This window comes from Pseudomonas sp. MWU13-2105 (assembly GCF_023242315.1).
In the GTDB taxonomy this organism is placed as follows: domain Bacteria; phylum Pseudomonadota; class Gammaproteobacteria; order Pseudomonadales; family Pseudomonadaceae; genus Aquipseudomonas.
Genome location: NZ_JALLIY010000025.1, coordinates 1 through 12621 on the forward strand (window position 1 = coordinate 1; position 12621 = coordinate 12621).

Consider the following 12621-nt stretch of genomic DNA (forward strand, 5'->3'; position numbering starts at 1 on the left):
CGCTTGGTAGGCTTCTGGGTATTGTCAGTCACGAAACAACTCCTCTGCGATCAATCCAAACCAGCCCAGGCAGTGGGCGAGCGAGCGTGTGCGGGACACCCCGTCACAAGCGGAAACGGCTTTTGTGGGGCTACTTATACGCACACACATTTACTTGTACATACAAGCATATGCAATCGAGCGGCCAACTTATCGGATCAACGCTCAATAAAACCTTTGAGTTGGCTGCAGAGCCCGTAGGGCAAGGGTTTGGCGGGAAGCGTTTTTTTTCGGGTAGGCTGGGTCACGCTGTGATGACTGTTACCGGCGCTGGGAATTGCGCCGCGGTGGGGCGCTCGGTGACAGTTTGAGAGATCTTGGTGCGCGATGGGGAACGGTTTTGGGCGGCATGCTGGCGGGGCGGGGAGGGTGCTCCCTTGGTTGTCGCGAGGCAGCGAACGCATCGTCTTGACAGCCAAAGGAGCACCCTGGGCAGGGCGACTTGCTTACTGGAGGTTTTTCCGCACCGTGGCCAGTACCTCACCACTGCGGACCTGTTCGGTAACACTCACCATGTCCAGATAGAAGGCGCGGTCATGCTCGGCCACCGGCACGCGGCTACGCACCAGGTCGTAAACCGCCTTGGTGACGCTGGAAGCCTTGTGCACATCATGGAAGTCCAGGGCCTGGCAGCCCACCAGCAGTTCGATTGCCAGCACCGATTCGAGCTTCTCGGAAACCTTGTAGGCCTTGATCGCGGCGTTATACGCCAGGCTGACCAGATCCTCCTGGTTGGCGCAGGTGGAGAAGCTGTCGACAGTGGAGGGGAACGACAGCGCCTTCATTTCCGCATACAGGCCCGCCGCGGTGTATTGAAGGATCATGTAACCGCTGTTGAGGCCCGGGTTGCGCACCAGGAACGCCGGCATTTCACTGAAGTGCGAGTTGACCATGCGGTCGATACGGCGCTCGGAAATCTTCGCCAGGCTGGCCAGTGCCACGCACAGCGAGTCCGCGGACATACCGATATAGCTGCCGTCGAAGTTGGCACCGGAGATGGCAACGCCGTCGCCGTCTTCCAGCGGGTAGATGATCGGGTTGTCGCCCGAGGAGTGGATTTCGTTCTCGATATTTTCCCGGGCGTGCTCGATAAAGCGTTTCGAGGCCCCATGCACCTGGGGAATGGCCCGCAGGCTGTAGGCGTCCTGCAAGCGATAGTCGATGTTTTCGGCGATCAGCTGGCTGTCATGCAGCATCGCCTTTATCTCCCTGGCGGTTTGCGCTTGCTCCTTGTGGGCCTTGATCGAGTGATAGCGTGGGTCGAAGGCGCGAATCGTACCCTTCAGCGCTTCAAGGGAAAGGGCCGCGGCGACATCGGCCAGCGAGGCGGCCTGCATGGAGTTGTAGAGGGCCAGAATGGCGATGGCGGTTACCGACATGGTGCCATTGAGCATGGCCAGGCCTTCCTTGCACTGCAGGTCCGTCGGTTGCAGGCCTGCCTGTTCCAGCGCGGTGGCGCCATCGACCCATTCGCCGCCATTGACCCGGGCCTTGCCTTCGCCCAGCAGGACCAGGGCGAGGTGCCCTTCGACAGCCAGGTAACCCACCGAGCCCTCGCCGGGGGCAAATGGCACGACTTCGTGATTGAGCAGGCCGGCAATCAGCTCCAGCAACTCCAGGCGCACCCCGGAAAACCCTTTGCCCAGGCTGATCAGCAGCATCAGTTGGATGGCCCGGACCTGTTCACGCTTGAGCGGCTCGCCCACCGCGACGGCGTGGGAACGCACGATATTGACCTGAAGCTCCTTGGCATTCTGCGGCGAAATCACATGCCGGACGTTATCGCCGAAGCCGGTGGTCACGCCATAGACCAGGCGATTCTCCTCGAGGAAGCGCTCGACCAGGCCCCGGGACTTTTTCACCCGGTTCTTATAAGTCTCGGAAAACGACACCTTGGCGGAATAACGGGCTACCGCGACGAACTCTTCGATGGAGGGTTCTCTGTCGCCAAGAACGACCTGAGTGATCTGCTGAGGATGAGCTTTCATTGCGAACTCCCGGGAAACGAAATGAGTGAGGGGCCGGACCGGCCAGGTCATCGCTCGATTGAGCGTGGGAGAAGGCTAAAGCGATTTATTGATGAAGAAAATATGGCAATTTCTGTCAGTTTTAATAGAATTTCTAAACTTGAATTTCTCCGGGTTTGTTGCATCGCCATGAGTCGCTTACCGCCCTTGCGCGCCCTCCAGATATTCGAAGCCGTCGGTCACTGCGGTGGTATCTCCCAAGCGGCAAAACGCTTGAACATCTCCGTGGGCGCGGTCAGCCAGCAGATGAAGTTGCTGGATGAGGCGCTTGGCATGAGCCTGACGGTCAAGGAGGGCCAGCGCCTACGGCTGAATGCCATCGGCCTGCGTTTTCATGCACGCTGTTCCGCCGCCTTTGAGGAGTTGCGGGGAGCGGTTGCCGAAGTCGAGCGTTCGAAAAATCCCAACAATCTGTATGTCAGTGGCCTGCCGTCCTTGATGACCAAGTGGTTGGCGCCCCTGACCTACGAATGGCAGCATGAGCACGCTGATCTCGACATCTATCTGGATGGCACGCTGGCGGATACGTCGGAGGAGGAAAACGCGGATTTTCGGATCGACTATGGCGAGCCAGGCCAATATGCCGAGCATAGCGTCGTGCTGTTCCGCGATTGCGTGGTGCCGGCCTGCTCACCTGGGTTGTTGGGTGTTCCGGGCGATCCCGGCCGGGTGGAACAGGCCGCCGACCTGCTGCAATACCCATTGATCCGCATCGATTCGCGGCCGAAATTCGACTCACCGCCTTCATGGGCCGAATGGTTCCAGCGTGAAGGCGTGGCCGTCGAGCAGGCGATTGTCATCCGCCGCAGTTTTTCTTCGTCGAGCATGGCCATTCAAGCCGCCATCGATCACCAGGGCGTGGTGCTGGCGCAGTTTTCGATGATTTCCCGCGACCTTGATGAAGGGCGCCTGGTGATTCCCTGGGGCCGGGCCATGCCACTTCCCTCACCGTATTATCTGAGCTGGCACCCCAATACGCTGCAGAAAGCACAATGTCGGGCCTTTCAACGTTGGTTGATTGGCCGGGGGCGGGCGCAAGAGGAAATTACCGCCGGGTTGATCGTTGCCCTCTGATTGAGAGAAAACCAAGTATCGTGAATGTTGCGCGGGGTTTTGGTAGATTCGCCGCGCTTACCGCCTGCCTTGCACGGCAGCTTCAGAGACTGGGCTTCAGATTCGGAAAGGTTCATGGCCAAGAAACCAGCGGCGTCCTCCACTGACACTTCGATCACCGCGTCCAGGAAGGGCGCCAGCCTGACTCTGACTATCAGACCTTGTTGGGCTTGACCGGCTACTCCGCCGAGCAAGAGGAGAAGCTGCTGGAAGCGGTACTCGGTCGCCGCCCGGACGGTATTGTCCTGACCGGTACGCTGCACACCGAATCCAGTCGTCTGCGACTCGCCCAGGCGGGTATCCCGGTGGTCGAGTCCTGGGACTTGAGTGACGATCCCCTGGACATGCTGGTGGGCTTCTCCCATGAAAAAGTCGGGGAGCAGACCGCACGGCATTTGCTGGAAAAGGGCTACAAGCGCTTCTCGGTGGTGACCATCAGTGACCCCCGGGGCCTGCGCCGTTGCAACAGTCTGATTGCCGAGCTTAAACGCCAGGGTATCGCCGAAGTACCGATGGAGGTCCTGGCGCCGCCGGCCACCCTCGAAGTGGGCAGGGAAGGGTTGCGACGTCTGCTTGAGCAACCGCTGCCGCCCGATATTGTGGTGTGCAGCTCCGACACCGTGGCCCAGGGCGCCCTGGCGGAAGCCGCCAGTCGCGGCATGCGGGTACCGTCGGACCTGGCGGTGATGGGCTTCGGCGATCTGAGCAGCGCGGCGCAGGTTCACCCGGCCTTGTCGACCGTCAGCGTCGATGGCAAGAATATTGGCTTGCAAGTGGCCCAGGCGCTGCTTGAACGTTTCGACTCTCCCGCTGCCAGCCACGCGCCTGTACGAATCGACACCGGCTTCACCCTTATCGACCGCGCCAGTACCTGAGCTGAAGAACCTCGGTGGTCGATAAATGTACCGTTGAATGATTGCGCAATCAGTGTAGTGTCGGCACAAAGGTCATCCGCCCAGGCGGGCAGGACCTTGGTTTCGATGCCATGACCATGGGCATCGCCTTCTCGGTCTTCGGCTGGGCCTACACCTCGATGCAGCTTCCCGGCGGCATCGTCCTTGACCGTTTCGGCTCGCGTCTTGTGCTCGGCATGAGCCTGATCATCTGGTCGGTATTTACCTTCCTGCAAGGCTACGTCGACCTCTTCAGTTCGGCCTTTCTGGCGCTGTTTGTCCTGCGCTTCATGATGGGGGTTGCCGAAGCCCCGGCGTTTCCAGCCAACAACCGCCTGACGGTGATGTGGTTCCCACGCCATGAACGGGGCCTGGCCACGGCGGTGTTCCAGTCCGCGCAGTATTTTGCCCTGGCGGCGTTCACTCCGTTGATGGTCTGGCTGGTCAGCACCTGGGGCTGGCAGCACGTGTTCTGGGGCACCGGTGCGGCGGGCATTCTGATCGGCTTGTTGTGGTTTCGCATGGTTCAGGAGCCGCGCAAGGACAAACGTACCAACCAGGCGGAAATCGATTACATCGAAGCGGGTGGGGGCTTGCCCACCATCGGCGATGTGAAGACCCCCTTCAGCTGGAAAAGAATGCAGGCCATTGGTGGCAACCGCATGATGCTGGGTATCTACCTGGGCCAGTTTTGCTTGACCTCGATCACTTGGTTCTTCCTGACCTGGTTCCCGACCTATCTGATCGAAGCCAAGGGCATGAGCCTGTTGAAGGTCGGGCTGGTGGCGGCGATTCCACCCATCGCCGGTTGCCTGGGCGGCATGATCGGTGGTGTCTGGTCGGACTGGATGCTGCGTAGGAACTTCAGCCTGACCGCCGCCCGCAAGACGCCGATCATCTGTGGGTTGTTGCTGTCGAGCAGCATCATGGTCGCCAACTACACCCAGTCGATCACGCTGGTGATCCTGGTGATGTCCATTGCCTTCTTCGCCAAAGGGGTCGGCAACCTCGGCTGGTGCATCGTGGGTGATGTTTCGCCGGCTCGGGCCATGGGCGTCAGCGGGGCGATGTTCAACTTCTGCGGCAACCTCGCGAGCATCGTTACCCCAATCGCCATCGGCGTGATGATCAACCAGTTGGGTTCTTTCGATGTCGCGCTGATCTACGTCGCCGCCATGGGGCTGCTGGGCGCGTTTTCCTATCTGTTTATCGTCGGGCCGCTCAAGCGCCTGGAACTCGATGACTTTGAGGATCCACCGGCCAAGCCGCTCGAAAAAGCCCCGCTGAACAACGAACTGACGCCACAGCGTAGCTGATCTTTTGCCAAGATTTCATCACCGTTCAAGGAGTGCCTCCATGCTCGCAGCACAACCTGCCATCAAATCCTCCGACGACGACCGTATTGCCTGGGTGCGTGTGTCTTCGGTGATCCTGCCCCTGGCCAATCCGATCAGTGACGCCAAGGTGCTGACCGGGCGGCAAAAGCCGATGACTGAAATCGTCATCCTGTTCGCTGAAATCGAAACGGTCGATGGTCATCGCGGCCTCGGTTTCAGCTACTCGAAGCGGGCCGGCGGTCCGGGGCAATTCACCCATGCCGAGGAAATTGCGCCGGTGCTGATCGGTGAAAACCCGAGTGATATTGCCAAGCTGTGGACCAAGCTGTGCTGGGCCGGCGCCTCGGTGGGGCGCAGCGGCATGTCGACCCAGGCCATCGGTGCGTTCGACGTAGCCTTGTGGGATTTGAAGGCCAAGCGCGCCAACCTCTCGCTGGCGCGCCTGCTCGGTGCCCAGCGTGACTCGGTGCGCTGCTACAACACCTCCGGTGGTTTTCTGCACACACCGCTGGATCAACTGATGAAGAACACCGACTTGTCCCGTGAAAAGGGCATTGGCGGTATCAAGTTGAAAGTCGGCCAGCCGGATTGCGCCATCGACATCCAGCGCGTCAGCACGGTTCGCAAGCACCTGGGTGAGCACTTCCCACTGATGGTGGATGCCAATCAGCAGTGGGATCGCCCGACGGCCCAGCGCATGTGCCGCCAGTTTGAGCAATACAACCTGATCTGGATCGAGGAGCCGCTGGACTGCTACGACGCTGAAGGCCACGCCGCCCTGGCCCGGCAATTCGACACGCCGATTGCGACCGGTGAAATGCTCACCAGCGTTGCCGAGCACGCCGAGTTCATCAAGCTGCGTGGCGCTGACTTCCTGATGCCCGATGCACCTCGGGTGGGGGGGATTACGCCTTACCTGAAGGTGGCGGCCATGGCCGAGCAAGCGGGCCTGATGCTGGCACCGCACTTCGCCATGGAACTGCACGTGCACCTGGCGGCGGCTTACCCGACAGAGCCCTGGGTCGAGCATTTCGAATGGCTCGAACCGCTGTTCAACGAGCGTCTGGAAACCCGTGACGGGCGCATGCTCGTCCCCACCCGTCCGGGTCTGGGGCTGACGCTCAGCGAGCAGGTCAAAGCCTGGACCGCCCGAGTCGCCGAGGTGGGTGTTCGTCCATAACCCCACTTGATGGTTATCAAGATCACTGGAGCCTGATCTGCTTCAACGACCGATTGATACGAACACAATCAAAGGTCGTCGGGTCAAAGTCGTTATCCCCGAACCACTCCAGCACGTTGTCGTGCTTGGGGTGGGCGGAGTCATTCAGGGCTGTCAGAAACTCATCGTAGCCAAGCACGCCGCCGATATCTTCCGGCGGTCGTGCGTTGGCACCGTCGATGCAGTAGGGCAGTTGCGGACAAACGCCGGCGGGGATGACTTTTTCCACCCTGAGCACGTGTTCCCAGCCATCCCTGAAATCATAGACATAGCGGAAGGTCCGTTTCCCACGCAAGACGCTGATCAGTGTCTGGCGTTGCTCCGCGACGACCGGTGGCTTCCAGCCGGAATTGGATGCTGATATGCCGTAGCTGTCACCGGCGATTTCAAATTCGTGCAGGTGCGCGTCAGTCCAGCCCATCGTCGCTTGAATGACCCGGTGCAGGTTGCCCAAGGTGATGTTTTCGGGAACCGCCACCTGACGCCAGATCGTGGGGGTTATCCACTTCAGCTCAATCCGCAGGATCAGTACACGGTCGGGGTCGGGCATCGGCAATTGGGCAATGGGTGACATGAGTCTGGCAACCTCTTGAGGGTCAATGGACAAGGAGCGATATCTGCGATCGCTCTGACGCTTTCTTAAGTCATCCACTTCAAGTGTTCAGTCTCTGGAGGATCCGTTGTAGGAACTTGATTGATGGATGCCATGCTCCGATGGTAGCGACGTTGTTCATCGACGAAAATCAGACTGCAAGGACAAGTTTGGTGTGAATTTGCCTACGACAATGGGTGATTTTTAAACGGAACTGGCTGGGCGGAGCTATTGAACCTTATCGGCTGGTCAGGGTTTCGAGTGTTTTTTGAAGTTTGTTGATGTCCATTGGCTTTTGCATGCACTCGTTGAATATGGAGGCCTGGCACTTTTCGCGTACCTCCGCCAGGGGGGTGGTGGTAATAGCTATAATGGGCGTGGTCCGGGGATCGAAGCCCTGCTGGCGAATTCTCATGGCGGTTTCGATACCGTCCATCCCAGGCATCTGAATATCCATCAGGATGGCGTCGTAGGATTTGCACAACATGCCCAAGGCTTCATAGCCATTACTGGCGATATTGACATTGCAGTTAAGGCTTTTCAGGATCCGGCAATGAAACTCGCGTACTCGCTCATCATCGTCGACAATCAATATGGAAAGCCAGGTGCTCTGCTTCGATTGGCTGTTGATAGAGGGCGTTTCCTTGGCCTGCTCTGCAATACATTGAAAAAATTTAAGCATGTCTGATCCCGAAAGCTCGAGGTCGGTGCAACTTTTTTCGAGATGGGCCATGAACTGTTTCATTTGCTCCAAGGTCATGCTGTCTGCCTTCCTGGCCCCTGATTTGAGCTTCCAGAAGGTATCCATGATCCCCGTCAACGGCTCGAACAGATGCCGGTTGAGGGTTTGCTTGCTGACCGGGAGCCTGACGCTGTTCGGATGGGTGTTTTGGCACATAAGAGCTCCCTCTGTTCCCTGGGACGATTTGCTTTGTGATTCGGTTTAAAATTTATAAAGCGAATAGGCTTGTCATTCAACAGGGGCTTATGTCGTTTGTTGCTGATATTTATGTAGGCTAATTCTTCCTGTGGTATGGGACTCTGGGTTAGTTTGTACGATCAGGTTAATTTCTTGGTGTATCCATTGCCAAGCTAGGCAAAATATGTAGAAATTGATTCAATCAAAGACTGAAGGCCCACCTATGTATATCGACAAGACGTGGCATCTGGCTATCACTGATGACGAAGTGGATTGGACTGAGTGCGAGCTGCAGCTTTGGCGGGCGTTCAACGCCTTCAAGCGTTGGCAGTTGGAGTGCGAAAAAATGGTCAATGATAGTAATTTGTCAGTTGATGAACTTGCGGTGCTTCACGTTATTCGTATGAATGATCGGCCTAAAACCATCGCGGAAGTGGGGCGGTTATTGAATCGACCTGACCATTTCAATATTAATTATAGCGTTACAAAGCTCAGCGAACGGGGCTTGGTGAGGAAATACCAACCCTTCAAGAATAGGCAGGTGCAACTCAGCGTTACCGAGGAGGGTCGGAGAAGTACGGATAAATATACGGAAGCTCGAAAAAACATCTTGTTTGGGGAGTTTTCAGGCGAAATCGGCGCTATCAATATCAAGGAAATTGTCCTCGGGCTTAGGCAGATCAAGGGAGTCTATGAAGAAGCTCATCGAGCCGCTTCAACTTATAAGTCTGTCAATGCTGAGTTGGGTTGAAGTCGGTTTAATTTTATGAGGGTCATTCAGTGAGAAGTATTGCGATTGTGGGTGCCGGACAGGCTGGGCTTTTGCTTGCAATAGCGCTTAAAAAAAAGGCTATGACGTAACGTTGTTCAGCAATCGAACGGCTGAGCAGATTCGCCATGGAAACATCATGTCCAGCCAGGGTATGTTCGACACGGCTTTGCAGGTTGAGAGGCGCTGGGGACTTAATTTTTGGGATGAGGAATGCCCTTGGAATACCTCGGTTACGTTTACATTGGGCGAGCGCGGTATTGCTCGGAAAGACGTTGAGTGGAAAGGGAAAACTCTACAACCCTTTCAGTCGATTGATCAGCGACTGAAATTTTCCCGTTGGCTTGAGGTTTTTCAGTGTCTTGGAGGGCGTTTAATCATCCAGGATGTGACATTGGCAGACCTTGATGAGATTTCCAGATGGCATGAGTTAACGATTGTCGCCAGTGGTAAGGGAGGAGTCGGCCAATGCTTTTTACGTGATCATCAGCGTTCGATATTCGACACGCCTCAACGAACGCTGGCCTGCCTTTATGTAACGGGCATGTTGCCGGTCGAACGTTTTCCTGGCGTTCGTGTGAATATCATTCCTGAGGTTGGAGAATACATCGTAATGCCTGGTTTAACGGTGGGTGGGCGATGTGACATGATCTTGTTTGAAGGTATTCCCGGTCGTGCGTTTGATGCCTTGAGCGATGTGCGGAGTGTGGATGAACAGTTAAATCTCAGTAAGGCGTTACTCGCTCGCTATATGCCATGGGAAGCCGAAAGGTCTGTCAATATTATGTTGGCGGACAAGCAGGCAACTTTTAAAGGATGCTACACGCCTCTGGTGAAATACCCGACTGCCAGGATGGCGAATGGGAAGTTTGTTTTAGGTATGGCGGATGCTGTTGTGTTGAATGATCCGATCGCCGGTCAAGGGGCGAACAATGCGACGAAATGCGCGGGTGTTTATTTTGACTGGATCGTGAGTCGCAATAAAGAGCCCTTTGACGAGGCCTGGATGCAGGGTGCATTTGAGTGTTTCTGGCAGCAGCATGCACAGGCCTCAACGGATTGGTCCAGTATACTGTTGTTACGTTCGTCGAAGCATGTTGTGGAACTTATACGCTCAGCCTCGCATCTGCCAGGTTTGGCTGACACACTGGCGAATGGATTCGATGACGCGAACGCTTTTTTTCCTTGGATTGCTGATCCGATTCAAAGCAAAGGAGTGATTGATAGTTTTAAATAACGCAAAGGAGCTGTTTGTTTTGAAGAAAATCACGCGGTAATAGTCGAGGACACGAATGTGGTCACGTTGCAAATGCCTGTGAGAAAGGCGAGTTTCGAAATGTTATTACGGGAAAACAGGAGGCTTGCGGACTGCTATAGAGGCAGCAGCCTTATGTGTTTGATTCAGAGCAGGCAGATGGACGACAAGGAAAACCGGGAACGTTTGCTGGATGCGGTTCAAGTATTCTCTGATTATTTCCAGAAAACCATTATGTTGAGAAGCGTTTTTTGTGAGAATCGTCATTTCTTATCGGTGGTACAAGCCCATCTGAATGAAGAATTTGGGCATAATTTCAAGTTGATGAAGGACCGAAAATATCGAGTGCCTGTCTGGCACCCTATCCTGGAGGCTACCGCAGCCTGGTTTGCCTGGAAAATGTTCACACTGGACAATGAAGAAAAAACCGTGCTGATTCACTTGGTCCTGGAGGCGAGCGCCAATATATTTTTCAGCGCCGCTCATGAGGTCATGCGCCGTTATGGTGAGACGGACTACTTTGAAGTTCACGCGCAGGTGGATGCCCAGCACGAACAGATGGGGATCGACCTGTTGGACAATCTTTCCGCCAAAAAATATGTGAACTTGATGACCGTACAACAACAAGGCTGGGAGATGCTAAACGCCGCCTGTGATCAAATCGCTTGCTTGAGTACCCGTTCGTGAGGGAAGGTCGGGCCCATTGTACGGATCGACACCGGCCCGACAAACAGCTAGGCATGACAGGGGCCTTTATTGCGCTCGCGCAATCTCATCGCGCAGGGCATTGGCCAACTCTTCACAGCATCGGTAATAGGTCCGCTCGGCGATCTTGACGGCGTTCACCCCTTCTTCCAACGCGTCTTTGCGCGACTTGCTCAAGGCCGCGACCGTCGTGCGCCACGCCACACGGGCGTTGTCTGCTTCGGTCAGGTAGGGTTTCAAGAGCTCCGCGTCAATCATCGTCATGGAGAGCGATTCCTTATAGGGTTTTTCTGCAGCGGCCAGTCGGTGAACGGGCCCCCCGTCGGGCCTGCCGCCTGCATACTGATGAAAGTCGTTGTTGTTCAGGGCGTTATCTCCTGTTGTTCACGTTCAACCGATCGGTTGGTAGCGCCCCTGTTTTTTTCTTTGCTCAGCTTAGGAGGCAGCGGATGAACTGTCGAATGTCATAGCCTGTTATGTTCTGCTCTGCCGACAAGGGAAACCAGCTCGACGGGCTGGAGCTTGTCTACGGAACGATCTTCGCGCTACCGATCGCCAAGGGATGCTGTGATGCCTGAAGTCTTTCGATCCATTCCACGCACTGTCTGGGCGCTGGGCTTTGTCAGCTTGTTCATGGACCTCTCATCGGAGCTGGTGCATGCCCTCTTGCCCGTCTACCTGGTGGGAACGCTGGGCGTCAGCATGCTGGCCGTCGGTATCATTGAAGGGGTCGCGGAGGCCACGGCGTTGATCGTGAAAGTCTTTTCCGGGGCGCTCAGCGATTTTATCGGTCGCAGGAAGGAACTGCTTATTCTCGGCTACGGCCTCGCCGCCCTGACCAAACCGCTGTTCCCGCTGGCGGTGTCGGCGCAGTTGGTGTTTACCGCGCGAATCCTGGACCGGATCGGCAAGGGGATACGCGGTGCGCCGCGCGATGCACTGGTTGCGGATGTGGCTCCTGCCGCCATTCGTGGCGCCTGTTTTGGGCTGCGCCAGTCGATGGACACCATCGGCGCATTCCTCGGGCCGTTGCTGGCGATTGTGCTGATGATCGGCTTTGCCGGCGATATTTCCCGGGTGCTCTGGTTTGCCGTGATTCCCGCCATGGTTGCCGTAGGGCTGTTGCTGTTCGGGGTCAGCGAACCCGAGCATGAGGCGGGGAGAAAACCCCTGCGCTCACCCATACGACTCCAATCGCTGAGTCGTTTTTCCCGGGACTACTGGTGGGTGGTGTGCATCGGGGCGGTGTTTACCTTGGCGCGCTTCAGCGAGGCTTTTCTGGTCCTGCGGGCCCAGCAAGCCGGCTTCAGCGCGACATGGGTGCCGCTGGTCATGGTGGTGATGGCAGGGTTCTACATGCTCTCGGCTTATCCGGTGGGCAAATGGTCGGACAGTGTCAGCCGAACGACGTTACTCGGTGCCGGCCTGGTGTTGTTGATCCTGGCCGATATCGCCCTGGCCGATGTGCAATCCATTTCCGGGTTGCTCCTGGGGGTTGCCTTGTGGGGGCTGCACATGGGCTTCAGCCAGGGTATCCTGGCCACGCTGGTGGCGGACACGACACCCGCAGACCTGAAAGGCACCGCCTTCGGGGTGTTCAATCTGATCAGCGGGGTTGCCTTGCTACTGGCCAGTGTGATCGCCGGTTGGTTGTGGCAGGTCCATGGCGCGGCGACGACGTTCTACGTAGGCGCGGCATTCTCGGCGACGGCCCTGTGCCTGTTGTTCGCCAGGCATCGTCGGGGATAAAGCC

The 12621-nt window shown here is 56.7% G+C and carries 11 protein-coding genes and 1 pseudogene; 8 read left to right on the forward strand and 4 right to left on the reverse strand.

The window, feature by feature from the left end; genetic code table 11:
- Positions 1-485 precede the first annotated feature (485 nt).
- Positions 486-2027 (reverse strand): HAL/PAL/TAL family ammonia-lyase, encoded by a 1542-nt coding sequence (locus M5B96_RS28925; protein ID WP_248800343.1) that lies wholly within the window; start codon positions 2025-2027, stop codon positions 486-488.
- 168 nt (positions 2028-2195) lie between these two features.
- On the opposite strand from M5B96_RS28925, the gene M5B96_RS28930 reads away from it, so the two are divergent.
- The 4 genes and pseudogenes from M5B96_RS28930 to M5B96_RS28945 all read left to right on the forward strand — a co-directional run bounded on the left by M5B96_RS28930 (position 2196) and on the right by M5B96_RS28945 (position 6589).
- Positions 2196-3140 (forward strand): LysR substrate-binding domain-containing protein, encoded by a 945-nt coding sequence (locus M5B96_RS28930; RefSeq protein WP_248800344.1) that lies wholly within the window; start codon positions 2196-2198, stop codon positions 3138-3140.
- Positions 3141-3328: 188 nt separating this feature from the next.
- Positions 3329-4054: pseudogene (locus M5B96_RS28935) on the forward strand (substrate-binding domain-containing protein); the annotation flags it as partial.
- A 41-nt stretch (positions 4055-4095) separates the two neighbouring features.
- Complete coding sequence (locus tag M5B96_RS28940) at positions 4096-5388, forward strand: MFS transporter (RefSeq protein ID WP_263859717.1); 1293 nt, start codon at positions 4096-4098, stop codon at positions 5386-5388.
- Between the two features lie 40 nt (positions 5389-5428).
- Entirely contained in the window at positions 5429-6589 is a 1161-nt protein-coding gene (locus M5B96_RS28945) for an L-talarate/galactarate dehydratase (protein ID WP_248800346.1), read from the forward strand.
- A gap of 22 nt (positions 6590-6611) precedes the next feature.
- Here M5B96_RS28945 and M5B96_RS28950 read toward each other — a convergent pair whose 3' ends face one another.
- Positions 6612-7202 (reverse strand): plasmid pRiA4b ORF-3 family protein, encoded by a 591-nt coding sequence (locus tag M5B96_RS28950; protein WP_248800347.1) that lies wholly within the window; start codon positions 7200-7202, stop codon positions 6612-6614.
- Positions 7203-7458: 256 nt separating this feature from the next.
- A complete protein-coding gene (locus tag M5B96_RS28955) occupies positions 7459-8118 on the reverse strand; it encodes a response regulator (RefSeq protein ID WP_248800348.1) in 660 nt (219 codons plus the stop codon).
- 244 nt (positions 8119-8362) lie between these two features.
- Between M5B96_RS28955 and M5B96_RS28960 the strand changes: the two genes are divergently transcribed.
- The 3 genes from M5B96_RS28960 to M5B96_RS28970 all read left to right on the forward strand — a co-directional run bounded on the left by M5B96_RS28960 (position 8363) and on the right by M5B96_RS28970 (position 10850).
- Positions 8363-8890, forward strand: a complete 528-nt coding sequence (locus tag M5B96_RS28960) for a winged helix DNA-binding protein (RefSeq protein WP_248800349.1) — start codon at positions 8363-8365, stop codon at positions 8888-8890.
- Positions 8891-9047: 157 nt separating this feature from the next.
- Positions 9048-10145: a styrene monooxygenase/indole monooxygenase family protein gene (locus M5B96_RS28965; RefSeq protein WP_248800350.1), complete on the forward strand. Its 1098-nt coding sequence runs from the start codon at positions 9048-9050 to the stop codon at positions 10143-10145.
- Positions 10146-10322: 177 nt separating this feature from the next.
- The gene (locus M5B96_RS28970; RefSeq protein ID WP_248800351.1) at positions 10323-10850 is read left to right on the forward strand and encodes an iron-containing redox enzyme family protein; all 528 of its coding nucleotides are present in this window, start codon (positions 10323-10325) and stop codon (positions 10848-10850) included.
- Positions 10851-10916: 66 nt separating this feature from the next.
- On the opposite strand, the gene M5B96_RS28975 is transcribed toward M5B96_RS28970, so the two are convergent.
- Positions 10917-11132, reverse strand: a complete 216-nt coding sequence (locus M5B96_RS28975) for a hypothetical protein (protein WP_248800352.1) — start codon at positions 11130-11132, stop codon at positions 10917-10919.
- 306 nt (positions 11133-11438) lie between these two features.
- Between M5B96_RS28975 and M5B96_RS28980 the strand changes: the two genes are divergently transcribed.
- Complete coding sequence (locus M5B96_RS28980; RefSeq protein ID WP_248800353.1) at positions 11439-12617, forward strand: MFS transporter; 1179 nt, start codon at positions 11439-11441, stop codon at positions 12615-12617.
- Positions 12618-12621: the final 4 nt, after the last annotated feature.

Coding starts and splice junctions, on each gene's coding strand:
- M5B96_RS28980 (WP_248800353.1), top strand. CDS start 11,439: ATGCCTGAAGTCTTTCGATCCATTCCACGCACTGTCTGGGCGCTGGGC.
- M5B96_RS28955 (WP_248800348.1), bottom strand. CDS start 8,118: ATGTGCCAAAACACCCATCCGAACAGCGTCAGGCTCCCGGTCAGCAAG.
- M5B96_RS28950 (WP_248800347.1), bottom strand. CDS start 7,202: ATGTCACCCATTGCCCAATTGCCGATGCCCGACCCCGACCGTGTACTG.
- M5B96_RS28960 (WP_248800349.1), top strand. CDS start 8,363: ATGTATATCGACAAGACGTGGCATCTGGCTATCACTGATGACGAAGTG.
- M5B96_RS28965 (WP_248800350.1), top strand. CDS start 9,048: ATGTCCAGCCAGGGTATGTTCGACACGGCTTTGCAGGTTGAGAGGCGC.
- M5B96_RS28925 (WP_248800343.1), bottom strand. CDS start 2,027: ATGAAAGCTCATCCTCAGCAGATCACTCAGGTCGTTCTTGGCGACAGA.
- M5B96_RS28975 (WP_248800352.1), bottom strand. CDS start 11,132: ATGACGATGATTGACGCGGAGCTCTTGAAACCCTACCTGACCGAAGCA.
- M5B96_RS28945 (WP_248800346.1), top strand. CDS start 5,429: ATGCTCGCAGCACAACCTGCCATCAAATCCTCCGACGACGACCGTATT.
- M5B96_RS28970 (WP_248800351.1), top strand. CDS start 10,323: ATGGACGACAAGGAAAACCGGGAACGTTTGCTGGATGCGGTTCAAGTA.
- M5B96_RS28930 (WP_248800344.1), top strand. CDS start 2,196: ATGAGTCGCTTACCGCCCTTGCGCGCCCTCCAGATATTCGAAGCCGTC.